Consider the following 25766-nt stretch of genomic DNA (forward strand, 5'->3'; position numbering starts at 1 on the left):
TCCGCGTTATTCTGCGGCCTTCTCCATATTCACAATGTCACGAATATAGGCCGACAGGTCGTCCCGCAACTCTTCGCGCGCCAGACCAAAGGACACCGTGGCCTGAAGGAAACCGGACTTGGACCCGCAATCGAAACGCTGCCCGCTGAAGCGGTAGCCATAAACCGGATTGTCCTGCGCGATTTCATCGGCAATCGCATCGGTCAATTGTATTTCACCACCGGCGCCGGACTTCATCCGGTTCAGGTTGGACAGAACATTGGGTGACAGGATGTAACGACCGATCACCGCAAGGTTCGATGGCGCTGTGCCGGGTGCGGGTTTCTCGACCATGCTCTTGACCTTGACCAGATCGCCCATGTCTTCGCTGACTTCCAGAACACCGTAAGACGACGCCTTTTCGGGCGGCACTTCCATTGCGGCGACCATGCTGCCACCGGTTTCGGCATAGGCCTCGACCATCTGCTGCAGGCACGGCTTTTCGGCGGCGATGACATCGTCCGGCAGGATCACGGCAAAGGGTTCATCGCCCACCAGCCGACGTGCGCACCACACGGCATGGCCCAGACCCAGCGCCTTGTGCTGACGGATATAGGCAATCGCACCGGAGTCCATGTTGGTGTCCTTGAGGATATCCAACAGCTCGGTCTTGCCCTTCTTGCGCAGTTCCTGTTCCAGCTGGGGGGCGTGGTCGAAATAATCCTCAAGCGCACCCTTGCCACGCGAAGTGACAAAGATGAATTCCTTGATACCCGCCGCGCGCGCCTCGTCGATGGCGTATTGAATCAGCGGGCGGTCGACCAGCGTCATGATCTCTTTCGGCACCGATTTGGTCGCAGGCAAAAACCGCGTTCCCAGACCTGCCACCGGAAAAATGGCTTTTGTTACTTTTTTGGGCATACTCTTGTCCTCATACTGTCCGCGGTGCCTGCGGTTAGGCGCATTTAACTACAAAATTTTGCCCGGATCATGGCGCAATTTAGGGTTTCGGGTGCTTTAAGCTAGAAAAACACCTTGGCAATCAATTTGTTTCTAAAGTTCCAAAGTCTTTCAATCCGGTCCACCGCGGATCGCGGATAATCTCTTTTTTTCGGCGGAAAACCGATCATTAAATCGCCAGAATTTCAACAATGACTGGCTGCGACTGCTTTTTCCAAACAAACCGCCACGTTGTTCCCAATAGCCATCAGGGTGAAATCTTGCCTGATGGTACAGAGCATCGGGGGACAGAATGATCAAGGTGACAACCTCGCCGTTTTTCACCCTGCGCAAGGCCTCTGCGCGTGCCTTTGCGGCATTTGAACGCCATGCTGCCATATAGGACATGGACCCGCTCAACGGCGCGACCCGCTTGAAGGGGGCGTTGGGGGTCTGGGTGACATGTCCCTCGCCCATGCGCCGCGCGATTCCCTGACCATAGCCCTGGTCCAGCCGCGAAATCAGCCCCGTGACCGCGCGCGGTTCAATATGGCCGCTGACCATAAGGCGCACGGCGCGCCTGCGTTCGGACATGCGAATGGTCCGCCAATGGTCGCGGCGTTTGTCCTGCGGGATAAACTTGCGCTGGAACACCGCCCAGCTGGCGCCGATGTCGAACAGGTCTGTGGGCACGCGGTCGGCCCGGCGCAGTTTGTTCGCGGCAAAACCGTGGTGCACCTGTGCGCGTGGAACGATGGCACAGGCGTATCCGGCCTTGGCCAGACGCATGTTCAGGTCGGTTTCGTCCAGAAAATAGTGGTACGCCGGGTCAAAGCCGCCGACCTCCACCAACACGTCACGGCGCACTGCCATGTTGGTGCCTTCGGTCTTGGCACAGCGCGTGGGGGTGGGCTGTACCACGACCGGCTCCAGCCCTGTCACGGGCATGTCCACCGCATCGCCCAGCGCGTCCAGCGTGCGCCCTTTCCATTGATAGGAAATGCCGTTGCGGCCCCGCACATAGCCGCCCGCCACCACGACATCGTGCTGCTGCATCGCCTGTGTGAGGTGGGTCAGCCAGGTGGGTTCCGGCACCGCATCGTCGTCGACAAAGGCCACGATCTCGCCCGCCGCCGCATTGATCCCGACATTGCGTGCCGCTGATATGTTGGCGTCGTCAAAGCCGATGATCTTGATCTGTTTGGCAAAGGACAGCGCCTGCGCCGCGGCGACCCCGACGGGGTCGGCCACCACGACGATCTCGAACGGATCATAAAGCAGCTGCATGCAGCCGGTCAGACACACCCGCAAAGCATCCGGTCGGCCGCGGCTGACAATCACCACGCTGACCGGGGGCTGGGTCATTCCAGACCCATCTGGGACATCATCGTCTCGATCCGGGGCACGTCTTCGGGATTGTTCAGCTCCCAGAACTGACGGCCACGCGCGTCCACTTCGACGCATAGAACCGCGCCGCCACTTTCCATGAACCGCAACTGTTCCAGCCCTTCGAGCTGTTCCAGCGGACCCACGGCCCAACCGGGATAGGCGGCCAGCGCCGCGGGACGGTAGGCATATACGCCAACATGATGAAACACGGGCGTTTCATCGGCATCCTCGGCAAAGGTGGTGCCGATGTATGGGATCACTTCCTTGCTGAAATACAGCGCCTTGCGGTTGCGATCAAAGACCGCCGTCGTGCCGCCGACACGGCCCGCCTTGCGGTCGGCCAGAAGTCCGTTCAGCGTCGCGCCGTCACAGCGCAGCACCGGCGTTGCAATGTCGGCATCCTGTGACGCCTGCATCGCCTCGATCAGCGCCTCGACGAACCACGGCGGCGTCAGGGGCGCGTCGCCTTGCAGGTTCACGACGACATCATAACCACCGCCCAGCGCGGCGTGGGCTTCGGCGCAGCGTTCGGTGCCGTTGGCGCATTGGGTCGAGGTCATTACAACCTCGGCCCCGAAAGCCCGCGCCGCATCGGCGATACGGTCGTCATCGGTGGCCACCACCACGCGGTCCACACCTTGCACGGACATGGCAGCGCGCCAGCTGCGTTCGATCAACGTGGACGCCACGCCGCTGGCACCGGTCAATGCCACCAACGGCTTGCCGGGATAGCGGGTCGAAGCGTAACGGGCCGGGATGACAACCAGAACCGACATCAGGCGGGCTTCAGCGCGACGTCGGGCGAATAGGCGATGAAGAACGGGTTGGCATAGTCGTCCTTGCCATAGGTCAGATCGCTGTGATCATCAAAGCGCACGACCTTGCCGCCCGCACCCAGCAGCACGGCATGACCTGCGGCGGTGTCCCATTCCATGGTGCGACCCAGACGCGGGTACAGGTCCGCCTCGCCCGTGGCGACCAGGCAGAACTTCAGCGACGAGCCCGCCGAGGTCATGTCCTTGACCGCGTATTTGTTGATGTAATCATCCGTCGCCTGATCGCGGTGCGATTTCGACGCCACCACCATCAGCGCGTCATTTTCCGGCTGGGACACGCGCAAGGGCGTCAGCGAACCGATCAAATCTTTTTGAAAGGGGCCCGCCTCTTCGACGGTCTGGCCATCGGCTTGGGTGAAGAACATGCGGTTCTTGGCCGGTGCATAGACCACGCCGCGCGTCGGTTTGCCCGCTTCGACCAGTGCGATGTTCACGGTGAAATCACCGCGACGGTGCACGAATTCCTTGGTTCCATCCAGCGGGTCAACGATCAGGAACGTGTCGCCGGTGGTGTCGTGGGTGTCCGATTGTTCTTCTGTTACCAGCATCAAATCGGGAAATGCCTCACGCAGACCTTCCGAGATAATCGCATCAGCCGCTTCGTCGGCAGCGGTCACGGGGCTGTCATCCGACTTGGTTTTGACCTCGAAGTCATCGGCGTCATAGATCTCCATGATCTTGTCGCCAGCTTCCAGCGCCAGACGGCGCATGACAGGCACCAAAGTCTCGTAATTCATGAAATATTCCCTTTGCTCGGCCCAGATTGAAATGCGTGCAGGTTCACCTTATGATGCCGCAGTAACGGAACGGCAAGATTTCCCTGCGACTTTCGCACCACCTGAGGCACGACCGCATATGTTCCAATCAACACGCAAGCCGCAGTCGGGCATCGGGACCGCGATCCTGATCGCCGAACTGGTCTATCATTCGGTGGTGCGCAACGTTCGGAAAACGCACAACAACGCATTCATGGCCATCGCCATGAACATGCTGCAAGCGGCGATATTCGTGCTGGCCTTCTACGTGATGTTCTCGATTCTCGGTCTGCGCGGATCTGCGTTGCGGGGGGATTTTCTGGTCTACATCATGTCGGGCATCTTCCTGTACATGACCCACACCAAGACGCTGGGCGCGGTCGTGGGATCAGAAGGCCCCGCCAGCCCGATGATGCAGCACGCGCCGATGAACACCATCATCGCGATTGCCTCTGCCGCGGTGGGGACGCTGTATATTCAGGTGCTGTCCCTGTTCATGATCCTGTTCATCTATCACGTGGCCTTTGTCCCGCTTGAGATCGACCGCCCGATTGCGGCCTTTGGCATGTTGCTGGTGGCGTGGTTCACCGGCCTTGCGCTGGGGCTGGTGCTGTTGTCGATCAAACCGTGGTTTCCGACTTTCGTGAACATTTTCACCACCATCTATCAGCGTGCCAACATGATCGCCTCGGGCAAGATGTTCGTGGCCAACACGCTGCCCGGCTACATGCTGGCGATGTTCGACTGGAACCCGCTGTTTCACTGCATCGACCAGGCGCGTGGCTTTGCCTTTATCAACTATGCGCCGCATCATTCGTCGGTCTCCTACCCGATCTACGTGGGGGGCGTGCTGATCATGCTGGGTCTGATGGGCGAATTCTACACCCGCCGCCATGCATCGCTCAGCTGGAACGCACGGCGATGATACGCGCACTGGCTGTTTCGCTGGCGCTGCTGTGCTGGGTGCCGCAGGCCGGTTGGGCCTTTGACTTTCCGGCGCTTTACCACGTGATCGACGTGGCTGACGACGATGTACTGAATGTGCGCGCACAGCCCGATGCGCAAAGCGACATCATCGGCACGCTTCTGCACGATGAAGCGGGCGTCGAAGTGATAGCCCTGTCCGACGACGGAAAATGGGGTCTGATCAACGTGGGTGAAAACGCAGGCTGGGCCGCAATCCGGTTCCTGCAACACAGCGGTGCGCCAGACCGCCCCTTGCGCGCCAAATGCGGCGGGACAGAGCCGTTCTGGAACCTGTCCCTGGGCACAACCCATGTCTTTCGCGCCCCCGAAACCGGCCCGCAGCCCTACCAGCCCACAGCCGAGTTGAGTTCACCAAACACCACCAACAGCCTTGCGATTCTGGGCCGCGGCCCCAGCGGCCAGATGATCGCCACGGTGGATGCCCGCGCCTGCTCCGACGGCATGTCGGATCGCAACTATGGCCTGTCCATCGGCCTGGTGCTGACGGACGAGCATGGCGCCCGTTACCTGACCGGATGCTGTTCGCTGTCGCCCTAATCCACCACCCGCAGCGTCAGGTTGATCCGCCCGCCTCTTGGCAGCAGTGACCCCGCGCCGAACTTGATCCGGTCGACCCCGTGATAGACCAGCCGCGCAGGCCCGCCCAAAACCACCACATCGCCACTTTCCAGCCAGACCGATTCGGTCTTGCCGCCACGCGTCGGGTTGCCGACCCGAAACAAACCCGGATCGCCCAGCGACACCGACACGACAGGCCACGCAAAATCCGCCTCGTCACGATCCTGGTGCAGACCCATCCGCGCGCCTTCGCCGTAATAGTTGATCAGACAGCAATCGGGCCGCCGCGCCAGCCCTGTCACCTGGTCCCAGATCGCCAGAATCGCCTCCGGCACCGGCGGCCACGGCGCCCCCGACGGGTGCCGGTCGGCATAGCGATAGCCGCTGCGGTCGGAAAACCAGCCATAGCGCCCAGCAGAACTCATCCGCACCGACATCGGCTTGCCATATGGCGTGTCAGGCTGGAACAACGGCGCTGCGGCCACCACCCCGCGCACAGCATCCAACAGTTCGCCCTGTGCTGTGCGATCCAGAAAACCTTTGTGAATTTCAACATCCCGCAGGATCAACTTCGTCATATCCGCATCAAACCGTGAAAATTCGCCTTAATGCCGCCTCAAGAGCGGTTGCAGCGTGCTTTTACGCTCCTTATATACCCATCGAACCGCACGGGGCACTCCGCTTCGTGATACTTCATTCGGGGCTTGGGTGCCGAAACGGGCCCTGCCTCGTGTCATCGCCTTGAGTAGAAAAAGGGATCGAAAATATGGCTAAAGTCATCGGTATTGACCTTGGAACAACAAACAGCTGCATCGCCATCATGGACGGCAGCCAACCGCGCGTAATCGAAAACGCTGAAGGCGCGCGTACAACACCATCAATCGTTGCGTTCACAGACGACGAGCGTCTCGTCGGCCAGCCCGCCAAACGGCAGGCCGTGACCAACCCCGACAACACGATCTTTGGCGTCAAGCGCCTGATCGGTCGTCGCAATGACGACCCGGATCTGGCCAAGGACAAAAAGAACCTGCCGTTCACCGTCATCGACGGCGGCAACGGCGACGCATGGGTTCAGGCCAAAGGCGAGAAATATTCGCCCAGCCAAATCTCGGCCTTTATCCTGGGCAAGATGAAAGAAACCGCCGAGAGCTATCTTGGCGAGGAAGTGACCCAGGCGGTTATCACCGTTCCGGCCTACTTCAACGACGCCCAGCGTCAGGCCACCAAGGACGCGGGCAAAATCGCCGGTCTGGAAGTGCTGCGGATCATCAACGAACCGACAGCCGCCGCGCTGGCCTATGGTCTGGACAAAGAGAACACGCAAACCATCGCGGTCTATGACCTTGGCGGTGGTACATTCGACGTGACCATCCTGGAAATCGACGACGGTCTGTTCGAAGTGAAATCGACCAACGGCGACACCTTCCTGGGTGGTGAAGACTTTGACATGCGCATCGTCAACTACCTGGCGGGCGAGTTCAAAAAAGAACACAACGTCGACCTGACACAGGACAAGATGGCGCTGCAGCGTCTGAAAGAAGCAGCTGAGAAAGCCAAGATCGAACTGTCCTCGTCCTCGCAAACCGAGATCAACCAGCCGTTCATCTCGATGGGGTCGAACGGCCAGCCGCTGCACATGGTCATGAAACTGACCCGTGCCAAGCTGGAATCGCTGGTCAGCGACCTGATCAAGGCGTCGATGAAACCCTGCGCCGCTGCGTTGAAAGACGCGGGCCTGTCCGCATCCGACATCGACGAGGTCGTGTTGGTCGGTGGTATGACCCGTATGCCGCGCGTCATCGAAGAAGTGACCAAGTTCTTTGGCAAAGAGCCGCACAAGGGTGTGAACCCTGACGAAGTCGTGGCGCTGGGTGCTGCCATTCAGGCCGGTGTTCTGCAAGGCGACGTCAAGGACGTGGTCCTGCTGGACGTGACCCCGCTGTCGTTGGGCATCGAAACGCTGGGTGGCGTGTTCACCCGCCTGATCGACCGCAACACCACGATCCCGACGAAAAAGTCGCAGGTGTTCTCGACCGCCGAAGACAACCAGAACGCCGTGACCATCCGGGTGTTCCAGGGTGAGCGTGAAATGGCTGCCGACAACAAGATCCTCGGTGCCTTCAACCTTGAAAACATCCCGCCTGCTCCGCGCGGTATGCCCCAGATCGAAGTGACCTTCGACATCGACGCCAACGGCATCGTGTCGGTCGGCGCTTTGGACAAAGGCACCGGCAAAGAGCAGAAGATCACGATCCAGGCGTCTGGCGGTCTGTCCGATGAGGACATCGAAAAAATGGTCAAGGACGCCGAAGAGAACGCCGAGGCGGACAAGGAACGCCGCAGCCTGATCGAAGCGAAAAACCAGGCCGAAAGCCTGATCCATTCGACCGAGAAATCGGTGGAAGAGCATTCGGACAAGGTCGACCCGACCACGGTCGAAGCGATCGAACTGGCCATCGCCGCGTTGAAGGACGAGCTGGAAACCGACAACGTCGACAAGATCAAATCGGGCATTCAGAACGTGACCGAAGCGGCCATGAAACTGGGCGAAGCGATCTACAAGGCTGCTCAGGAAGAAGGCGAAGATGCGCCGCACGCCGCCGATGAACCGCGCAGCGACGATGACGACATCGTTGACGCCGAGTTCGAAGACCTCGACGACGACAAGCGCGCTTAAGCATTCGCACGGAACCACTCAGAGGGCCGGTCCGATCTCCGGGCCGGCCCTCGACGTTCCAGACAAGGACATGACACATGGCAAAACGTGATTATTACGAGGTCCTTGGGGTCGCAAAAGGCGCGTCTGCGGATGAGATAAAAAAGGGCTATCGCACCAAGGCCAAGGAACTGCACCCCGACCGCAACGCCGACAATCCCAAAGCCGAAGCGCAGTTCAAAGAGGCCAACGAGGCCTATGAGGTTCTCAAGGACGCCGACAAGAAGGCGGCCTATGACCGCTATGGCCATGCCGCATTCGAAGGTGGCATGGGCGGCGGCGGACGCCCCGGCGGTGGCTTTGGCGGCGGCGGTCATGGCGATTTCGGATCGGCCTTTTCCGACGTGTTCGACGACCTGTTCGGCGACTTCATGGGCGGACAGCGCGGTGGCGGGCGCCGTGCCGCGCGCGGCTCGGACCTGCGCTATAACCTGCGGGTGTCTCTGGAAGACGCCTATGCGGGTCTGCAAAAGACGATCAACGTGCCCACTGCGGTATCGTGCAATGTCTGCAACGGATCGGGTGCCGAAAACGGTGCCGAACCCACCACCTGTCCGACGTGCTCGGGCATGGGCAAGGTCCGCGCGCAACAGGGCTTTTTCACCGTGGAACGCACCTGTCCGACCTGCTCGGGCATGGGTCAGATCATCAAGAATCCCTGTAGCGCCTGTCAAGGCGCCGGCCGCGTGGAAAAAGACCGCGCATTGTCGGTGAACATCCCCGCAGGCGTCGAAACCGGCACCCGCATCCGTCTGGCCGGCGAAGGCGAGGCCGGTATGCGCGGCGGGCCGACCGGGGACCTCTACATCTTTATCGAGGTGACCGAACACAAGCTTTTCGAACGCGACGGTAACAACCTGTATTGCCGCGTGCCGGTCAGCATGGGCACCGCCGCCCTGGGTGGCAGCATCGAAGTGCCGACCATCGACGGCGGCCGTGGCCGCGTGCAGATCCCCGCAGGGTCGCAATCGGGCCGCCAGATGCGCCTGCGCGCCAAGGGCATGCCAGCCCTGCGCGGCGGCGGGCCCGGCGATATGTTCATCGAACTGGCGGTGGAAACGCCGGTGAACCTGACCAGCCGCCAAAAGGAACTGTTGCGCGAATTCGAAGACCTCTCGGAAGAGAACAACCCCGAATCCAGCAGCTTTTTCTCCTCGGTCAAATCCTTCTGGGATTCGATGAAAGGCTAAGACCAGCGCGGCGGGCGATACCCCGCCGCGCGCCCCTCGCACTTTTGGTGGGGCGTGTTATACCCGCCCAAAGCTTGGGGGCGTGCAAATGGACTATTCCGAATTCCGTCAGGACGAAATCAACGGCTGGTCGCAGCGTGCGGGCGGCTATGGCAAGGCAACGGCGCTTGCCACGGTTCAGACCATCCCCACCCTGCTGGCCGCTGTGCGCCTGTACCCCGGCGCACGAATGCTGGATGCGGGATGTGGCCCCGGTTACGCCGCCGGGGCTGCGATGGCCCTGGGCGCGTCCTGTGTGGGCGTGGACAACGCCCCCGCGATGATCGACGCCGCGCACACCCGCTATCCCGGAAGCGAGTTCAAGACAGGCGACATCGAGGCGCTGGATTTCCCTGACCACAGCTTTGACATCGTGGCGGCCAATATCGTGCTATTTCACGTGACCGACCCGCGCAAATCCATTGCCGAGGCGTTTCGCGTGCTGCGCCCCGGCGGGCGGTTCGCGTTCAGCCAGTGGTGCGGGCCGGACCGGTCCGAATGCTACAAGCTGATCTATGACGTGATCTCGGCCCACGCTGACATGACACTGGCCAGCCCCGCGCCGAATGCTTTTGATCTGTCACAGCCCGACCATGCGAAATCGGTGCTGGAGGATGCAGGTTTCACCGACACCGCCACTGTCCACGTGCCCAACGTGCTGCGCACAGGCGCCGAAAGCTTTTATGATTTCTTCATGCAGTTCGGCGTGCGCATTCCACTGATCATGCAACGGCAGTCGAATCAGGTGCAGGCCACCGTGCGCGCCGAAATTGACGAACGCGCACAGGCGTTTCGCGTGGGCGACGAATTTCACATGCCGATGCCCAGTATCGTGGTTTCGGGGCAGCGACCTGCGTGACACGTTAACCGCGTGGTAACCAAGGACGCGGCAAGCTGTCGCCATGTCCAGTTTCGCCGAACAACCCCTGCCCTTCGACTTTGACGAAGCAACGCCCGCGCCCCTGCCGGAGGGGCAGCGTCCGTCCTATATCGCCGACCATCGCGCGCGGCTGCGGGCGCGGTTCATGGCCGGCGGGGCGCAGGCGATACCCGATTACGAAATGCTGGAACTGGTCCTGTTCCGTGCCATTCCGCGCCGCGACGTAAAACCGCTAGCTTATGATCTGCTAGAGACCTTTGGCGACTTTAACCGCGTCATCACCGCCTCCGAATCCCGCCTGCGCAAGGTCAAGGGCGTAGGCGACGCCGTGATCGTCGAGTTGAAGATCATAGAGGCCGCAGCACACCGCATGGCCCGCGCGAAGGTTCTGAACCGGAACGCCATTTCCAGCTGGGACGCGCTGGTGGATTACTGTCACACCACGATGGCCCACCGCGAGACCGAGCAATTCCGCGTGTTGTATCTGGACCGCAAAAACATGCTGATCGCGGATGAGGAACAGGCCAAGGGCACAGTGGACCATGTGCCTGTCTATCCACGAGAGGTCGCCAAGCGGGCGCTGGAACTGAACGCCTCGGCGCTGATTCTGGTGCACAACCACCCGTCAGGCGATCCAACCCCCAGCCCCTCGGACATATCCATGACCCAACAGATCGAGGCAGCCTGCATCGCTTTGGGCCTGTCACTGCACGACCATCTGATCGTCGGCAAATCAAGCGAGCTCAGCTTTAAATCAGAGGGGTATCTTTAGAGCTCCAACCCTAGAGCACTACTCAAAAGCGCGTTAACGCACCCAGACCTCGACCCGGCGATTGGCCTGCCTGCCCCACGCGCTGTCGTCACAGGCCATCGGCAGCGCCTCGCCAAAGGCGTCCACGTCCAATGTCACACGTTTGGTGTCCTCGGACTGGGCCGCCTCGGTAATGGCCTTGCGCACAGCGTCCGCGCGGCGCAGGGCGATGTTGCGGTTGGCCGCTGACGGCCCGTCGCCATCGCTGAACCCCACGAACAGGATACGCCGCGCGTCATAGGTGCCGACCTCCATCGCGCGGGCCAGTTGTTGTACGTTGCTGCGCGATTGCGCGTCCAGCCGGATCGACCCGGCCTCGAACCGGAACGACGTGGTCAGCCGCGACATGCCGTCCAACGTGCGCACCATGCGCTGCAGTTCTTCCAGCGGAACCTCGGGGCCTGCGGTGCTGATCGCGTTGGCAAAACGGTTGCCCTGCATGTCGATCGGCACCTCTTCGGGGGACTGGTCGACAAAACCGGCGCGACGGATCACCACCTGGGCGGTCGGGCTGCGGGTAAAGGCCAGAAACTCCCGCGCAATCTGCGGCAAACGCCGCGCGGGCAGGTACAGGAACATCGGCGCGGTCAGCGGATAATCCTCGGTCTTGATCGTGCGCCGCCCGGCCTCAAGCGCAAAACCACAGGCCCCCGTCAGCACCAGCGGCACCGCATTGCCCACCTCGGCGTAGCTGGCAATGCCTATGGCAAAAGGGTCATCCGCCACCGCCGCCGACAGCGCAGTGCCCAGCGGATGCCGCACGACATTGTCTGTGATCTCAAGCCGCACCGGTTTCATCACCTGATCGGCCACCGCTTGGCTCAGGCCCGTCGCGGCCTGCGGCAGGTGCAGAGAAATCGGCGCATCGACGCCGCCCAGATCCTGCCAGTTGGTCACTTGGCCCGAAAACACCCGCGCCAGATCCAGCGGCGATATGCTGCGCACCGGATTGCCCGGCGCCACCACCGGCACGACCGCATCCAGCGCCAGCACGCGGCTGCGGTGCAGGCCTGTCATGTCGCCCATCCCCGCCTCGCGGGCGCGCTGCCGTTCGCCGGGCCGTATCTCGCGCAGGGCCATGACGATGTCGGCCTCGTTGGCCAGCAGGTCGGCAAACCCTTCGTCGGTGGTGGTCACGCGAAAATGGAACCGCGCCGCCAGCTTGCCCGTCTCGGTGTTGGTCAGAAGATAGCGAAAGCGGGTGTCGTCCACAGGCTCGCGCACCGCGTCATAGCCCGCGCGTTGCGCAAACCCCTCGACCAGCGCAGGCATCAGCACCGCACCCATTGTGGTAGAGCCGGACACGGACAGTTCGGCCACGTAATCCTGAAGGTTCGGACACGCTGGCCCCTCGCACAGCACGCCAGAGCTGTCGACGGTCAGTTCGCCAAATTCGGTTTCCAGCCTGTAGAACTCGCCGTCAAAGCCCAGCAGCATCCCGCTCAGCTCGATTGCGCCGTCGCGTGATGTCAGCGTGACATCCTGCGCCGCCACCGGTGCCACAAAACCAAAAAGGAAAAGTGCGGCGAGGGCCGCCGCACGTTTCAAAACCATGATGAAACCCCGTGTCGCGAATTACTTTTGCGCGACTGTCAGGTCTTGGATCAGATTGTTCAATACCAGAAAGCTTCCGATGGTGTCACAACCCGGCACGGTCATGTTCAGATTGCGGGTCATAATCTCGGAATCGCGCAGTTCCAGCGACTGTGCCTCGATCTCCAGACCGCAGTTGAACAGGCTCACCTCGACCTCGGCACTCAGATCGACCACACCGGCGTGACGCGATGCACCCGACGGATAGGTGTAGATATCCGCGACCATTGCCTCCGACGCCGACGGGTCCCCCAGCCGCACCAGGAAACCGCCTTCACCGCTGATCGCCTGCACCGGATCGCCGGGCGATTCGGCCCAGATGTCGCCTTCGGTCCCATAGTCCGCGCCGAATTCACGGGCGTGGATCTGAAAACCCGCATCGCCCTTCCATTGCAGCACCACACGGTCAAAGTCGCCCAGGCTGGGCACGGCAGTTTGCGCCACGGCCCCGTCACCGTTGGCAAAGGCCACGACAATCACCGCAGGGTCCGCCAGAACGGGCATGGACAGGTCCAAAGCTCCGGTGGCGTCTGTTGTTTCGGTAAATCTCATGCCGCTGTGATGCACGGTCAGACGTTCGTTGGCAAAACAGGGCGCCGTGACGGTCAGATCCACCAGCCCAAGGCCCGAGGGCTTGGCGGTTGCGTTCACGGTGCAGGACTGGCCGGGGGCCACATCGGTGGTGTCCGGCGTGACAAGCGTATCGGCAGGCGCCAGGGCGACAACCGTATCGCGCATGCCCGGTGCATCCTCCAGCGCCGAGGTCAGCACGATGTCATGCACATCCAGCACCGGACCATCCAACGCGGATGTATCCGCCGCAGCCGCCGGAGCCTGTGCCGCAGATTGCGATCCAACCGCAGTGTCCGCGCCATAACGGCTTTCGGCGGTGTCACTGCTTTGCATGATAAATCCAATGCCCACCGCGCACACAAGCGTGCCGGCAGCCGTCGCAATCTCTTTGTAATACGCCATTGATCCTTGCCCTCGTAAAATTGGGTCAGAATCAACAATCGCAAATAAAGCCGGCCAAGTTATGGCCCTAATTGGAGGCAATGCGGCGCGATTGTGTCGCGCCGCGCGACAAAGCCTGTCAGGTCAGCGTGCCGTGGCAGTGCTTGAATTTCTTGCCAGACCCGCAGGGGCAAGGTTCGTTCCGGCCCGGGTTGCCCCATGTGGTCGGATCGTTTTCGTCAAACCCCGTCGCAACGGCTTCGGCGCTCGGCGCAGGCGTTTGCGCATCCCGCGAATCTTTGGCAGCCTGCTGCAACTGCGCTTGTTGGGCCGCGGCCTGTTCCAGCATCTCTGTACGCTCTTCTTCTGTCATGGGACGGATTTGCGCCAGCTTCTGGGTCACGTCTTCACGCAGCGAATCCAGCATCACTTCGAACAACTGGAACGCTTCGTTCTTGTATTCGTTCAGCGGATCACGCTGTGCATAGCCGCGGAACCCCACGACCGACCGCAGATGATCCAGCGTCAGAAGATGTTCGCGCCATTTGCCGTCGATGGCCTGCAACAGGATCTGCTTTTCGATCATGCGCATGTTCTCGGGGCCGAACACTTCGGCCTTTTGCGCCATCAGCTTGTCGGTGGCCTCGATCAGACGTTCGCGGATTTGCTCGTCGTCCACGCCGTCCTCTTCGGCCCATGCCATCACAGGCACGTCCACGCCAAGGTTTTCCATCACGGCGGCATAAAGCCCTTCGGTGTTCCACTGATCGGCGTAGGAGCCCTGGGGCATGTATTGGTCGATCAGGTCATCGATCACCTGTTCACGCATGTCCGAGGTAATCTCGGACAGGTCTTCGGCTTCCATGATGTCGCGGCGCTGGCTGAACACAACCTTACGCTGGTCGTTCATCACGTCATCGAACTTCAGCAACTGCTTGCGCATGTCAAAGTTGCGGCCTTCGACCTTGGCTTGCGCGCGTTCCAGCGATTTGTTCACCCACGGGTGGATGATCGCCTCGCCCTCTTCCATGCCTAGGGTTTTTAGAACCTTGTCCAACCGGTCCGAGCCGAAAATGCGCATCAGGTCATCTTCGAGCGACAGGTAGAACGACGTGCGACCGGGGTCACCCTGACGGCCCGAACGGCCACGCAGCTGGTTGTCGATCCGACGGCTTTCGTGGCGCTCGGACGCCAGAACGAACAGGCCGCCAGCCGCCAGAACCTTTTGTTTCTCTTCTTCGTGCTCGGCTTCGATCCGCGCGCGGATGGCTTCGGGATCGGCATCCGGGTCGGCGGTCAGCGCCTCAAGCACTTTCAGATCGACGTTGCCGCCCAGCTGAATGTCGGTGCCGCGTCCGGCCATGTTGGTGGCGATGGTCACCGCGCCAAATTTGCCCGCGTCCGCGATAATCTGCGCTTCCTGCTCGTGCTGGCGCGCGTTCAGGACGTTATGCGGAATGCCCTTTTCGGTCAGGATCGCGCTGAACATCTCGGATTTTTCAATCGACGTGGTGCCGACCAGAACCGGCTGGCCCTTTTCATGCGCCTCTTTGATCTCTTCGATCATCGCCGCGTATTTTTCGGTGGCGGTGCGATAGACGCGGTCATCTTCGTCGACACGCGCGATAGGTCGGTTGGTGGGCACTTCGACCACACCCAGACCGTAGATTTCGTTGAATTCCTCGGCTTCGGTCAACGCCGTACCGGTCATGCCTGCCAGCTTGTCGTACAGGCGGAAATAGTTCTGAAAGGTCACGCTGGCCAGCGTCACGTTCTCGGGCTGGATATTGACGCCTTCCTTGGCCTCGATGGCCTGGTGCAGACCTTCGGACAGGCGACGGCCGGCCATCATACGGCCGGTGAATTCGTCGATCAGCACGACTTCGTCGTTGCGGACGATATAATCCTTGTCCTTCTGGAACAGCTTATGCGCCCGCAGGCCCTGGTTGACGTGGTGCACAATCGAGGTGCTTTCGGGATCGTAAAGGGTCATACCCTCTTCGATCAGACCCCGCGCCAGCAGTTGCTGTTCCAGGAATTCGTTGCCTTCCTCGGTGAAGGACACGTTGCGGGTTTTCTCGTCAACGGAATAGTGGCTTTCGTCCAGCAGCGGAATCACCGCATCAATGGTCTGGTACAGCTCGGACCGGTCGTCCAGCGGGCCAGAGATGATCAGGGGCGTACGCGCCTCGTCGATCAGAATACTGTCGACTTCGTCTACAATCGCGAAATTGTGACCGCGCTGGACCATCTGGCCCAGTTCGCTCTTCATATTGTCGCGCAGATAGTCGAACCCAAGCTCGTTGTTGGTGGCATAGGTCACGTCACTGGCATAGGCCGCGCGCTTTTTGTCCTCGCCCATGCCGCTGTAGGCACAGCCGCTGGTCAGACCGAGGTGGGCAAAGACCTTGCCCATCCACTCGGCGTCGCGTTTCGCCAGGTATTCGTTGACGGTCACAACGTGCACGCCCTTGCCGGTCAGGGCATTGAGATAGGCGGCGAATGTGGCGGTCAGGGTCTTGCCCTCACCCGTCTTTTGTTCGGCAATATTGCCCCGGTGCATGAAAATCGCACCCATCAACTGGGTGTCGAACGCCCGCAGGCCCAACGCACGGCGGGCGGCTTCGCGGCAGTTGGCAAAGGCTTCGGGCAGAAGATCGTCCAGGCTTTCGCCTTGCAGGGCGCGCTTGGCGAATTCTTCGGTCTTGTCTTTCAGGCCTGCGTCGCTCAGCGCCTCGAATTCAGGCTCCAGCGCGTTGATCTTCTCGACCAGCGGTCGCACCGATTTGACCAGACGGTCATTGGGGGTCCCAAAGACCTTTTTGGCGAGTGTTCCGATACCGAGCATGCGTTCTCCAGCCGATCTTGTGTCAGGTTGCGCAGCATCTGCTTGTCGGCGCCACGTGCAGCCCATAGATACAGGGTCAAGCCGATCCTGGCCGCGCCCATAGGGCGATGTAAGGGTCACATGAAACCGTGTCAATGTCGCGTCCGGCCACGAGGGGCCGCAAAACACGCGGCAACAACTGAACAGGACCAATCCATGTTGAAACGCCTATCGATTCTGCCCGCAGTCGCGGTCGCCCTGACTTTGTCCCAGCCGCTGTACGCGCAGGATGAAACGCCCGACCTGTCCACCGTCGTTGCCACCGTTGACGGAACCGAAATCACCCTGGGCCACATGCTGGTCGCCAAGGCGACCCTGCCCCAGCAATACCAGCAACTGCCCGACGAAGTGCTGTTCCCCGGCATTCTCGACCAGTTGATCCAGCAAACCGCGCTGGAGAAAAGCTATGAGGGCGATCTGCCCAAGCGCGTTGAATTGTCGATGGAAAACGAGCGCCGTTCGCTGATCGCCGGTGAAGCCATCGAGAAAATCCTGGCCACAGCGGTTTCGGAAGAGGCGATTCAGGCTGCCTATGACGCAACCTATGCCAACGCTGAACCCACACAGGAATTCAACGCCAGCCACATCCTGGTCGAAACCGAGGATGAAGCCAAAGCCATCATCGAAGAGTTGAACGGCGGCGCGGACTTCGCAGCCACAGCACGCGAAAAATCCACCGGCCCCTCCGGCCCCGGTGGCGGTTCGCTGGGTTGGTTCGGCCCCGGTGCCATGGTCCCCGAATTTGAAACTGCCGTCGCGGCAATGAAGGCCGGCGACATCTCTGAGCCCGTCCAGACCCAGTTCGGCTGGCACGTGATCAAACTGAACGAAGTGCGCAACGCCGAAGCCCCCGCGCTGGAAGATGTGCGTGCCGAGCTTGAGCAGCAAGTGCGCTCCGAAGCCGTGACCGCCGCCGTTGACGCGCTGGTGGCAGATGCCGACGTGAACCGCGACGGCGCCGAAGGCATGGACCCCTCGGTGCTCAGCACCCTCAAACTGGGCGAATAATCATGGCTGGCAAAATCGCACTCTCGCCGCTGGCGCCCGAACGCTTTCCCGATCTGCCGGTGGTGGACGGTGTGACTTTTGCCACCATCGCCGCAGGCGTCCGCTATGCCGGGCGCACCGATGTGATGCTGGCCAAAATGGTGCCGGGCACGGCCATCGCGGGCGTGTTCACACGTTCGTCGACCCGTGCGGCACCGGTTCTGGATTGCCAGGAGAAACTGGGCGGTGACCCGGCGGGCGGCGCTGCCTTTCTTGTGAACTCGGGCAACGCCAACGCCTTTACGGGCAAAAAGGGGGCTGAATCCGTCCACGAAATCGTCGAGGCGGTGTCGATCAACTGTGGTGTGCCCTCGGCGCGTGTCTTTACCTCGTCCACAGGTGTCATCGGCGAACCCCTGCCGCACGACCGTGTGGTGGCCAAAATGGGCGAGCTGAACGACGCCCTGCGCGATGACGGCATCGCGGAGGCGGCCCGTGCCATCATGACAACTGACACCTACCCCAAAGGGGCCGTGGAAACCGTCGAAGTGAACGGCGAAACCATCACAATCGCCGGTATCGCCAAAGGGTCCGGCATGATCGCGCCCGATATGGCGACGATGCTGGTCTATATCTTTACCGATGCGCGCATCGCGCAGGACAACCTGCAAGCCATCGTATCCACCGCTGCGGACCTGACCTTCAACTGTATCACCGTGGACAGCGACACTTCGACCTCGGACAGCGTTCTGATGGCCGCCACTGGCGCCTCTGGCGTGGACGTGACGGGCGACGCCAGCTTTGCTGATGCCGTGCACCGGCTGATGCAGAATCTTGCCTTTCAGGTCGTGCGGGATGGCGAAGGGGCAACCAAGTTTGTCGAAATCACCGTGTCGGGTGCAGACACCGCCGCCAACGCCAAGGTACACGCCATGGCCATCGCCAATTCGCCGCTGGTGAAAACCGCAATCGCCGGACAAGACCCCAACTGGGGTCGTGTCGTGATGGCCATCGGCAAATCCGGCGCGCCGGCGGACCGCGATCTGCTGAGCATCCGCTTTGGCGACGTGATCGTGGCGGAAAACGGTTGGGTCAGCCCACAGTATTCCGAAGCAGACGCCGCCGCACATATGAAGGGTGACGAGATCAACATCACCGTTGATCTGGGACTGGGCGAGGCTGCGGCCACCGTATGGACCTGCGATTTGACCCACGCCTATATCGACATCAACGCCGATTACCGTTCGTAAGATGAAAGTTGTCCTGGTCTCTGCTGTCGCCTTGATCGACGTGGACGGGCGCGTGCTCTTGGCACAGCGTCCCGAGGGCAAGTCGATGGCAGGACTGTGGGAGTTTCCCGGCGGCAAGGTCGAACCGGGCGAAACGCCCGAGGCGGCCTTGATCCGCGAATTGCACGAAGAGTTGGGCATCGAAACATGGCAAAGCTGTCTGGCCCCGCTGACCTTTGCCAGCCACAGCTATGACGATTTCCACCTGCTGATGCCGCTGTTTGCCTGCCGCAAGTGGGGCGGAACACCGATGTCCAAGGAAAATCAGGCGTTGAAATGGGTCAGGCCCAATGACCTGAAGACCTATCCCATGCCTGCCGCAGATGTGCCATTGATCCCGATTTTGCGCGATTGGCTGTGACGCCGGACCTGATTGTTCAGGTTTTCGAAAAAATCACCCTTTTCTTTTATCTTTGGTAATTTTTTTGTGACTTATCAAGAGTTATGCCTCTAAATAGGGCTACGTACTCATCGGGGGAGAGAAAAACGTGCTGAAAACTATCTTGTTGGGCAGTTGCGTCTTTGTTCAGGGCAAGTTTGTGCGGATGCTTCCGGATGGCCGCATGAGCGTGACTGTCGATGGACGGATCTATTCGGGTGCGCCGGTCAACGCCGCCGCCTGAACTTTCAACTCACGGAAAAGAAAAAGGGGCGGCTCTTTCGAGCCGCCCCTTTTTTCAATCTGAACAGGTGGATCACGCCAAAGTACGTGTCACCTCTTCGCGCTCGAAAATCTCGATCACGTCGCCTTCGCGAATGTCATCATAGTTCTCGAACGCCATACCGCATTCCTGACCCGACTGGACATCCGACACTTCGTCCTTGAAGCGTTTCAGCGTTTTCAGCGTGCCTTCGTGGATCACGACGTTGTCGCGCAGCAGACGCACACCGGCGCTGCGGCGTGCGACGCCTTCGGTGACCAGACAGCCCGCGACCTTGCCCACACCCGTGACCTTGAACACTTCCTTGATGTTGGCATAGCCAATGAAGTTTTCCTTGATCTCGTTGCTCAGCAGGCCCGATGCAGCGGCTTTCACGTCGTCCACCAGGTCGTAGATCACCGAATAATAGCGGATCTCGACGCCCTTCTGGTTGGCGGTGTTGCGCGCCGATGCGTTGGCACGAACGTTAAAGCCCATAATGGGCGCGCCCGATGCTTCGGCCAGACCCACGTCGGTTTCGGTGATGGCACCAACACCCGAGTGCAGCACGCGCACGCGCACTTCGTCGTTGCCGATTTTCTCCATCGCCTGAACGATCGCTTCCGCAGAACCCTGAACGTCCGCTTTCACCAGGATTGGCAATTCGCTGACGTTTTCGTTTTCCTTGGCATTCGCCATCAGCTGTTCCAGCGTCGTGGCGGCACCGGCGGCGGCGCGTTTGTCCTTGGCGGCTTTTTCGCGGTATTCCGCAATTTCGCGCGCCTGCGCCTCGGTCGATGTCACGTTCAGAACGTCGCCCGCTTCGGGTGTGCCGTTCAGGCCCAGAACTTCGACCGGAACCGAAGGACCGGCTTCCTTGATACGCTCGCCCTTGTCGTTGATCAGCGCACGGACCTTGCCGTACTGCTCGCCCACAACAAAGATGTCGCCCTGACGCAATGTGCCGTTCTGGATCAGAACCGTGGCCACGGGGCCGCGGCCCACGTCCAGCTGTGCCTCGATCACGGCACCCTGGGCGGCGCGATTGGGGTTGGCTTTCAGTTCCAGCAGTTCGGATTGCAGCGCAATGGCCTCCAGCAGATCGTCCAGGCCTTCGCCTTTGATGGCCGACACTTCGACGTCCTGCACTTCGCCCGACATTTTTTCGACGATAACTTCGTGCTGCAACAGATCGGTGCGCACTTTGTCAGGGTTGGCACCCGGTTTGTCGATCTTGTTGATCGCGACGATCATCGGAACCTTGGCGGCCTTGGCGTGGTTGATCGCCTCGACCGTCTGCGGCATCACGGCGTCATCCGCCGCAACCACCAGAACAACAATGTCCGTCACTTGCGCACCGCGCGACCGCATCGACGTAAACGCGGCGTGGCCCGGAGTGTCGAGGAAGGTCAAAAGCTGACCGCTGTCGGTCGTCACCTGATAGGCACCGATGTGCTGGGTGATGCCGCCGGCCTCGCCCGCGACAACCTTGGCGTTGCGGATCGCGTCCAGCAACGATGTCTTGCCGTGGTCAACGTGACCCATGATCGTGATGACCGGAGGCCGCGCTTCCAGATCTTCGGGCTTGTCCTCGACCTCGTTGATCACCTGTTCAACGTCGGCGTCGGACACGCGGTTCACGGTGTGGCCGAATTCTTCGATGATCAGCTCGGCTGTATCGGCGTCGATGGTCTGGTTCTGTGTGACCATCATACCCATTTGCATCAGCGATTTGACAACATCGCCCACACGCTCGGCCATACGGTTGGCCAGCTCGGATACGACAATGGCCTCGGGCAGGTTGACGGTGCGCGTGACCTTTTCACGCTCGACCGAACCACCCATCGCTTTTTGACGTGCACGCTCTTGCTTGCGCTTCATCGCAGCCATGGACCGCTGACGGCCACCTTCGCCACCGGACAGAGCCTGGTTCAGCGTCAGCTTGCCCGAGCGGCGGCCATCGTCGGCACCCTTGTTGCGGGCCGTGCGCTGGTCGGCGTCGCGGTCTTTCTTGCGGGCAGCGTTCGCATCCTGCTGAGGTGCGGCGCGCGACGGAGCGGCGCGTTGCGGCTGATCCACGTCTGTGGGCGCCGGCGCAGCAGCGGCCTGAGCGGCGGCGGCAGCGGCTTCGCGTGCCTTGCGCTCTTCCTCTTCGGCCTTCGCCTTGAGGCTTTCCTCGCGCTCGCGTTCTTCCTGCTCTTTGGCTTCCTGCTCGGCGCGGCGACGCTCACGCTCTTCGGCGCGTGCTTTTTCTTCCGCTTCGCGTGCGGCGGCCTCTTCGACCTCGCGCGACCGGGCGGCCTGAACCGCCTTCAGGCGGCGTTCCATTTCCGCATCGGTAATCCCTGCGGGACGCTTCGCCGGATCGCCCAGCGACGGGTTGCTGGTGCCACCCTTGGCCGCACCTGTCTTGGGCACCACAACGCGCTTGCGCTTGGTTTCGACGACGACGTTCTTGGTCCGCCCGTGGCTGAAACTTTGTTTCACATTCCCCGGACGCGCGCCACCGCGCAGGCCCAATGTCTTTTTACCGTCTGTATCGCTCATCTAGCTCGTCTATCCTTCCAGATGGCCCCTGCCATCTATGCGTTTGGGCGCAAACCCTTCAGCCTTCGGGCTTCCTCTACAACACGTTGCGTGAGTCCACCAGAGGCGAGCGCCCCATGTATCACAGTTTGACGTCCGAAAGCCAAACCCAATTCATCCGCGCTTAGCCAGCCGATGTAGCTGCCGTAGTGCGGAGTGCTCAATTTCGTCTTGCCGCGCGCCGATCCATCCACAGCCTGGATCAACACTTCGGCCTCTTCGGTCTGAAGCCAGGTTTTCACCTTTTCATAGCCCGCAACCGCCCGGCCGGACTTGCGCGACAGCGCGATCAGGTCGACGACACGGCGCGCCAACTGACGTTCCACCTCGTCCACAAGGTCTTCTTGCACCGTGACCTGCATTTTCGCACCACGCGAAAACAGCTTTTTGGTCACGGCCTTTTGTATCGCATCCCGGTCCGCCGCGACATAAATGCCCCGACCCGGCAGTTTTCCCGCAATATCGGGGACAATCTGCGTGTCCGGGCCAACCACGAACCGGACCAACCCATATTTAGGTTGGACCTCGCCCGTGGCAATGCACTTGCGTTCCGGACCGTCTTCACGGTCTTTGGTGGCGCCACCGCGTGCCATCAGCGTCCTCCGAGGCCCCGATCAGGCCTCGGCCTCCTCCGACTCTGCGCCGTCCTCGTCGTCCAGATCTTCGTCGGCTTCCAGCTCGGTCGGATCGACCCAACCCAGCAGAACGCGCGCGGTCATGATCATGGTCTGCGCTTCTTCCAGGCTGATGTCGAAGGGCTCCAGCACGCCGTCGTCCTTGACACGCTCGCCGTTGACCGTGGTCCAGCCCCCGGCCAGTTCCCAGTCAGCGCAGGTGGCAAAGTCTTCCAGCGTTTTGACATCGTCCTTTGCCAGTGCCTCGATCATTTGGGGTGTCAGGCCTTCGAATTCAACCAGGCTGTCCTCGACACCCAGCGCGCGCGCGGCTTCAAGGGCTGCCTTGTTCTGCTCGGCCAGCACATCCTGCGCACGGGCCTGCAGCTCCTTGGCCGTGTCGGAATCGACACCGTCGATGACCAGCAGTTCATCCTGCTCGACATAGGCGACTTCTTCCAGGCTGGTGAATCCTTCGGCAACCAGAAGCTGGGCAAAGAATTCGTCCAGGTCCAGGTTGTCCATGAAAAGCTTGGTGCGCACTTCGAATTCCGCCTGACGACGCGCCGATTCTTCGGCTTCGGTCATGATGTCGATGTCCAGACCGGTCAGCTGCGACGCCAGACGCACGTTCTGGCCACGACGGCCGATGGCCAGCGACAGTTGTTCTTCGGGCACGACAACTTCGATCTTGCCGGCTTCTTCGTCCAGAACAACCTTGGTCACTTCGGCCGGTTGCAGCGCGTTCACCAGGAACGTGGGCTGGTCGTCGTTCCACGGGATAATGTCGATCTTTTCGCCCTGAAGCTCGTTCACGACGGCCTGAACCCGGCTGCCGCGCATACCGACGCAGGCGCCGACGGGGTCGATCGAGTTGTCATAGCTGATCACGGCAATCTTGGCGCGCGATCCGGGATCACGGGCCACAGCCTTGATCTCGATGATGCCGTCATAGATTTCGGGCACTTCCATCTTGAACAGCTCGGCCATGAACTCGGGCGCTGTGCGCGACAGGAAGATCTGCGGCCCGCGCTGCTCGCGGCGCACGTCCTTGATATAGACGCGGATACGGTCGTTGGGACGATAGCTTTCGCGGCCGATCTTCTCGTTGCGGCGCAAGATCGCTTCGCCTGCACCCACATCGACGATGACGTTGCCGTATTCCTCGCGTTTGACCAGACCGTTGATGATCGTGCCTGCGCGGTCCTTGAATTCTTCGTACTGGCGATCACGCTCGGCTTCGCGGACCTTCTGCAGGATCACCTGCTTGGCCGACTGCGCAGCAATCCGGCCCATTTCCACGGGCGGCACTTCTTCGACAAAGGTGTCACCGATCTTGGGGTCGGCCATATACTGCTTGGCCTGCTCAACGGTGAATTCAGCCTGATAGTTTTCCAGCTCGTCCTCGGCAACCACGGTGCGCACGCGGGTAAAGGTGGCGCGGCCAGTCTTGCGGTCGATGGAGACACGAATGTCCATCTCGGCGCCATAGCGGCTCTTGGCGGCACGGGCGAGGCTCTCTTCCATCGCCTCGATCACCAGACCGGGGTCGATCATCTTTTCGCGCGCAACGGCCTCGGCGGTTTGCAGCAGCTCAAGCTGGTTTGCAGATGTAATTGCCATCAGTCTTTCTCCTCATCGGACCCTTCGGTCTCAATATCGTCAAATGCGTCTTCGTTCAGAACACCGGCCTGTTTGCGCTGGCGCAGCATCTCTTTGATCAGGTCGTCGGTCAGCACCAGTTTGGCATCGCTGAGCCATTCGAATTTCAGGCCGATCGTGCCCTCTTCGATGTTGATCAACACCTCGTCATCCTCGACACCGGCCAGCTCGCCCTTGAACCGGCGACGGCCGTCGATCAGCTCGTCGGTTTCCAACTTCGCCTCGTAACCCTCGAAGGTCGCAAAGTCCTTAAGACGGGTCAGCGGGCGGTCGATGCCGGGGCTGGACACTTCCAGCGTATAGGCATCCAGAATCGGATCTTCGACGTCCAGCGTGGCGCTGACGGCGGTCGAGATTTCGGCCAGATCATCCACCTCGATCCCGCCTTCGGGACGTTCGGCCATGATCTGAAGGATCGATTCCTTGCCGCTCATCAGGCGGACGCGCACCAGCTCGAACCCCAGATCCTCGATCACCGGAGTGATGATCTCGGCCATGCGGCGGTCGATGGCGGCTTTGGCAATCAGGTCATTTACAGGCACGTGATTATTTCCAAGCAGATTCTAGCAGACACAAAAAAACGGGCGCGCGGCCCGTTGCTCTTTCTCGGTGGAGCGTCGGGTTTGGACCCCAGCGCGCCGCTGTTAAGGGGCATATACGCCGAAGCTGCCCGAAGCGCAAGCTTCTACTAGTCCCCTCCTGATGACCAAGAGTTTGGCCGATAGATCTTTGTGCCACCTTGACCGATCACAGGATCAGGAAATTGAGATTTTCTGAGCATTGCGTCGGACACGTGCCTGATGGCCGTCGCATACTCACGATGCCGTCTACCTGCTTGTGGGTCAGCATACCAAGCCATGACAATACGCTTGTTCAATTCTTGGGAAACCATTCTGAGTGGTTCCAACAAATCTGTATCTTGAGAAAAAATTAAGGCAACATCAAAAGTATCGCAAAATGCATCCATCAGAAGATGAGACGCAAGATTAACGTCTGAGCCTTTTTCTTCGGTATCCCTGACAAGAACGTATCTCTCAGGGTCTTCAACCAAGGGCCTCTTAATCTTCTTGGTAAGAAAAGATCCTTTATGTATTTCAAGTTCGGGAATGGTCTTCAGGGCTCGGAAATATGTCGCCTGCCTTATTGGCGCTTCTAAATCACCAGCTCGGGGACTTACATCCGCTGTAAAGTATCTAATCTTATCAATGTGATCCCCATCCAACAACAAAAGCTCAGCGAGAGACTTGAGATTGGTCCACTTGGTATTACTGCTCTGGAGACGCCTATAATAGAAATTGAAGCCGTCGATATAAACTCTTGCGCGCATCATTTGAACGCTAGAACCACTCAAACAAAACAGCAAGGGCCGCATGGCTTTCACCGATGCGACCCTTGAACCAACAGACTTGCCATTGGCCGGTATAACCTGAATATAACCCTGCGATTCGCGCAAGTCAACACTGACTTGTCCAGA

General features: G+C 60.4%; 22 protein-coding genes and 1 pseudogene. 10 read left to right on the forward strand and 13 right to left on the reverse strand.

From position 1 onward, the window contains the following. Nucleotides 1-6: 6 nt before the first annotated feature. The 4 genes from galU to cysQ form a co-directional block, all read right to left on the reverse strand. Complete coding sequence (galU, locus tag BUC08_RS12265; protein WP_037922444.1) at nt 7-900, reverse strand: UTP--glucose-1-phosphate uridylyltransferase GalU; 894 nt, start codon at nt 898-900, stop codon at nt 7-9. A 150-nt stretch (nt 901-1050) separates the two neighbouring features. Continuing rightward, complete coding sequence (locus BUC08_RS12270) at nt 1051-2283, reverse strand: glycosyltransferase family 2 protein (protein ID WP_037922446.1); 1233 nt, start codon at nt 2281-2283, stop codon at nt 1051-1053. After that, nucleotides 2280-3083, reverse strand: a complete 804-nt coding sequence (locus tag BUC08_RS12275; protein ID WP_037922448.1) for a 3-deoxy-manno-octulosonate cytidylyltransferase — start codon at nt 3081-3083, stop codon at nt 2280-2282. Before BUC08_RS12275 ends, BUC08_RS12270 begins: the two co-directional genes overlap by 4 nt. Beyond that, on the reverse strand, nt 3083-3880 hold the full coding sequence (cysQ, locus tag BUC08_RS12280) for a 3'(2'),5'-bisphosphate nucleotidase CysQ (protein ID WP_037922450.1): 798 nt from the start codon (nt 3878-3880) through the stop codon (nt 3083-3085). The genes BUC08_RS12275 and cysQ overlap by 1 nt, the downstream gene beginning before the upstream one ends. A gap of 118 nt (nt 3881-3998) precedes the next feature. Between cysQ and BUC08_RS12285 the strand changes: the two genes are divergently transcribed. Continuing rightward, nucleotides 3999-4823 (forward strand): ABC transporter permease, encoded by an 825-nt coding sequence (locus tag BUC08_RS12285; protein WP_037922452.1) that lies wholly within the window; start codon nt 3999-4001, stop codon nt 4821-4823. Further along, entirely contained in the window at nt 4820-5422 is a 603-nt protein-coding gene (locus BUC08_RS12290) for a COG3650 family protein (RefSeq protein ID WP_051693968.1), read from the forward strand. Before BUC08_RS12285 ends, BUC08_RS12290 begins: the two co-directional genes overlap by 4 nt. On the opposite strand, the gene BUC08_RS12295 is transcribed toward BUC08_RS12290, so the two are convergent. Next, on the reverse strand, nt 5419-6021 hold the full coding sequence (locus BUC08_RS12295; protein ID WP_037922454.1) for an alpha-ketoglutarate-dependent dioxygenase AlkB family protein: 603 nt from the start codon (nt 6019-6021) through the stop codon (nt 5419-5421). The genes BUC08_RS12290 and BUC08_RS12295 overlap by 4 nt on opposite strands. 188 nt (nt 6022-6209) lie before the next feature. Here BUC08_RS12295 and dnaK point away from each other — a divergent pair, with 188 nt between their 5' ends. The 4 genes from dnaK (at nt 6210) to radC (ending at nt 11040) form a co-directional block, all read left to right on the forward strand. Further along, nucleotides 6210-8120 (forward strand): molecular chaperone DnaK, encoded by a 1911-nt coding sequence (dnaK, locus tag BUC08_RS12300; protein ID WP_037922456.1) that lies wholly within the window; start codon nt 6210-6212, stop codon nt 8118-8120. Nucleotides 8121-8197: 77 nt separating this feature from the next. Further along, nucleotides 8198-9349 carry a molecular chaperone DnaJ gene (dnaJ, locus tag BUC08_RS12305; protein ID WP_037922458.1) on the forward strand — a complete coding sequence of 384 codons (1152 nt, stop codon included), beginning with the start codon at nt 8198-8200 and terminating at the stop codon, nt 9347-9349. An 88-nt stretch (nt 9350-9437) separates the two neighbouring features. Continuing rightward, nucleotides 9438-10247, forward strand: a complete 810-nt coding sequence (locus tag BUC08_RS12310; protein ID WP_051693970.1) for a methyltransferase domain-containing protein — start codon at nt 9438-9440, stop codon at nt 10245-10247. Nucleotides 10248-10290: 43 nt separating this feature from the next. Then, entirely contained in the window at nt 10291-11040 is a 750-nt protein-coding gene (gene radC, locus BUC08_RS12315; protein ID WP_037922460.1) for a RadC family protein, read from the forward strand. Between the two features lie 33 nt (nt 11041-11073). Here radC and BUC08_RS12320 read toward each other — a convergent pair whose 3' ends face one another. The 3 genes from BUC08_RS12320 to secA form a co-directional block, all read right to left on the reverse strand. After that, nucleotides 11074-12633, reverse strand: coding sequence for a substrate-binding domain-containing protein (locus BUC08_RS12320; RefSeq protein WP_037922462.1), 1560 nt, complete (start codon nt 12631-12633; stop codon nt 11074-11076). Between the two features lie 21 nt (nt 12634-12654). Then, entirely contained in the window at nt 12655-13647 is a 993-nt protein-coding gene (locus BUC08_RS12325; RefSeq protein WP_037922464.1) for a hypothetical protein, read from the reverse strand. Between the two features lie 118 nt (nt 13648-13765). Then, nucleotides 13766-16474, reverse strand: a complete 2709-nt coding sequence (gene secA, locus BUC08_RS12330) for a preprotein translocase subunit SecA (protein ID WP_037922466.1) — start codon at nt 16472-16474, stop codon at nt 13766-13768. Between the two features lie 195 nt (nt 16475-16669). Here secA and BUC08_RS12335 point away from each other — a divergent pair, with 195 nt between their 5' ends. The 4 genes from BUC08_RS12335 to BUC08_RS25115 all read left to right on the forward strand — a co-directional run bounded on the left by BUC08_RS12335 (nt 16670) and on the right by BUC08_RS25115 (nt 19412). After that, nucleotides 16670-17521 carry a peptidylprolyl isomerase gene (locus BUC08_RS12335; protein ID WP_037922468.1) on the forward strand — a complete coding sequence of 284 codons (852 nt, stop codon included), beginning with the start codon at nt 16670-16672 and terminating at the stop codon, nt 17519-17521. 2 nt (nt 17522-17523) lie between these two features. Next, nucleotides 17524-18750, forward strand: a complete 1227-nt coding sequence (gene argJ / locus BUC08_RS12340) for a bifunctional glutamate N-acetyltransferase/amino-acid acetyltransferase ArgJ (RefSeq protein ID WP_037922470.1) — start codon at nt 17524-17526, stop codon at nt 18748-18750. Between the two features lies 1 nt (nt 18751). Next, nucleotides 18752-19150 (forward strand): (deoxy)nucleoside triphosphate pyrophosphohydrolase, encoded by a 399-nt coding sequence (locus BUC08_RS12345; RefSeq protein WP_037922473.1) that lies wholly within the window; start codon nt 18752-18754, stop codon nt 19148-19150. A gap of 127 nt (nt 19151-19277) precedes the next feature. Further along, nucleotides 19278-19412: a hypothetical protein gene (locus BUC08_RS25115; protein WP_263480960.1), complete on the forward strand. Its 135-nt coding sequence runs from the start codon at nt 19278-19280 to the stop codon at nt 19410-19412. A 72-nt stretch (nt 19413-19484) separates the two neighbouring features. On the opposite strand, the gene infB is transcribed toward BUC08_RS25115, so the two are convergent. The 5 genes and pseudogenes from infB to BUC08_RS12370 all read right to left on the reverse strand — a co-directional run bounded on the left by infB (nt 19485) and on the right by BUC08_RS12370 (nt 25745). Beyond that, nucleotides 19485-21977, reverse strand: coding sequence for a translation initiation factor IF-2 (gene infB, locus BUC08_RS12350; RefSeq protein WP_037922476.1), 2493 nt, complete (start codon nt 21975-21977; stop codon nt 19485-19487). 9 nt (nt 21978-21986) lie between these two features. Further along, nucleotides 21987-22609: pseudogene (locus tag BUC08_RS12355) on the reverse strand (RNA-binding protein). A 21-nt stretch (nt 22610-22630) separates the two neighbouring features. Then, entirely contained in the window at nt 22631-24253 is a 1623-nt protein-coding gene (gene nusA, locus BUC08_RS12360) for a transcription termination factor NusA (protein WP_037922480.1), read from the reverse strand. Continuing rightward, nucleotides 24253-24789, reverse strand: a complete 537-nt coding sequence (gene rimP / locus BUC08_RS12365; protein WP_051539419.1) for a ribosome maturation factor RimP — start codon at nt 24787-24789, stop codon at nt 24253-24255. Before rimP ends, nusA begins: the two co-directional genes overlap by 1 nt. A gap of 191 nt (nt 24790-24980) precedes the next feature. Then, a complete protein-coding gene (locus tag BUC08_RS12370; protein WP_156024883.1) occupies nt 24981-25745 on the reverse strand; it encodes an NYN domain-containing protein in 765 nt (254 codons plus the stop codon). Nucleotides 25746-25766: the final 21 nt, after the last annotated feature.

Origin of the sequence: Pseudosulfitobacter pseudonitzschiae (assembly GCF_900129395.1) — a bacterium.
Taxonomy (GTDB): domain Bacteria; phylum Pseudomonadota; class Alphaproteobacteria; order Rhodobacterales; family Rhodobacteraceae; genus Pseudosulfitobacter; species Pseudosulfitobacter pseudonitzschiae.

What these genes read in the sequence shown, in the direction of transcription:
- galU (WP_037922444.1), bottom strand. Translation starts at nt 900, where the DNA reads ATGCCCAAAAAAGTAACAAAAGCCATTTTTCCGGTGGCAGGTCTGGGA.
- BUC08_RS12270 (WP_037922446.1), bottom strand. Translation starts at nt 2,283, where the DNA reads ATGACCCAGCCCCCGGTCAGCGTGGTGATTGTCAGCCGCGGCCGACCG.
- BUC08_RS12275 (WP_037922448.1), bottom strand. Translation starts at nt 3,083, where the DNA reads ATGTCGGTTCTGGTTGTCATCCCGGCCCGTTACGCTTCGACCCGCTAT.
- cysQ (WP_037922450.1), bottom strand. Translation starts at nt 3,880, where the DNA reads ATGAATTACGAGACTTTGGTGCCTGTCATGCGCCGTCTGGCGCTGGAA.
- BUC08_RS12285 (WP_037922452.1), top strand. Translation starts at nt 3,999, where the DNA reads ATGTTCCAATCAACACGCAAGCCGCAGTCGGGCATCGGGACCGCGATC.
- BUC08_RS12290 (WP_051693968.1), top strand. Translation starts at nt 4,820, where the DNA reads ATGATACGCGCACTGGCTGTTTCGCTGGCGCTGCTGTGCTGGGTGCCG.
- BUC08_RS12295 (WP_037922454.1), bottom strand. Translation starts at nt 6,021, where the DNA reads ATGACGAAGTTGATCCTGCGGGATGTTGAAATTCACAAAGGTTTTCTG.
- dnaK (WP_037922456.1), top strand. Translation starts at nt 6,210, where the DNA reads ATGGCTAAAGTCATCGGTATTGACCTTGGAACAACAAACAGCTGCATC.
- dnaJ (WP_037922458.1), top strand. Translation starts at nt 8,198, where the DNA reads ATGGCAAAACGTGATTATTACGAGGTCCTTGGGGTCGCAAAAGGCGCG.
- BUC08_RS12310 (WP_051693970.1), top strand. Translation starts at nt 9,438, where the DNA reads ATGGACTATTCCGAATTCCGTCAGGACGAAATCAACGGCTGGTCGCAG.
- radC (WP_037922460.1), top strand. Translation starts at nt 10,291, where the DNA reads ATGTCCAGTTTCGCCGAACAACCCCTGCCCTTCGACTTTGACGAAGCA.
- BUC08_RS12320 (WP_037922462.1), bottom strand. Translation starts at nt 12,633, where the DNA reads ATGGTTTTGAAACGTGCGGCGGCCCTCGCCGCACTTTTCCTTTTTGGT.
- BUC08_RS12325 (WP_037922464.1), bottom strand. Translation starts at nt 13,647, where the DNA reads ATGGCGTATTACAAAGAGATTGCGACGGCTGCCGGCACGCTTGTGTGC.
- secA (WP_037922466.1), bottom strand. Translation starts at nt 16,474, where the DNA reads ATGCTCGGTATCGGAACACTCGCCAAAAAGGTCTTTGGGACCCCCAAT.
- BUC08_RS12335 (WP_037922468.1), top strand. Translation starts at nt 16,670, where the DNA reads ATGTTGAAACGCCTATCGATTCTGCCCGCAGTCGCGGTCGCCCTGACT.
- argJ (WP_037922470.1), top strand. Translation starts at nt 17,524, where the DNA reads ATGGCTGGCAAAATCGCACTCTCGCCGCTGGCGCCCGAACGCTTTCCC.
- BUC08_RS12345 (WP_037922473.1), top strand. Translation starts at nt 18,752, where the DNA reads ATGAAAGTTGTCCTGGTCTCTGCTGTCGCCTTGATCGACGTGGACGGG.
- infB (WP_037922476.1), bottom strand. Translation starts at nt 21,977, where the DNA reads ATGAGCGATACAGACGGTAAAAAGACATTGGGCCTGCGCGGTGGCGCG.
- nusA (WP_037922480.1), bottom strand. Translation starts at nt 24,253, where the DNA reads ATGGCAATTACATCTGCAAACCAGCTTGAGCTGCTGCAAACCGCCGAG.
- rimP (WP_051539419.1), bottom strand. Translation starts at nt 24,789, where the DNA reads ATGGCCGAGATCATCACTCCGGTGATCGAGGATCTGGGGTTCGAGCTG.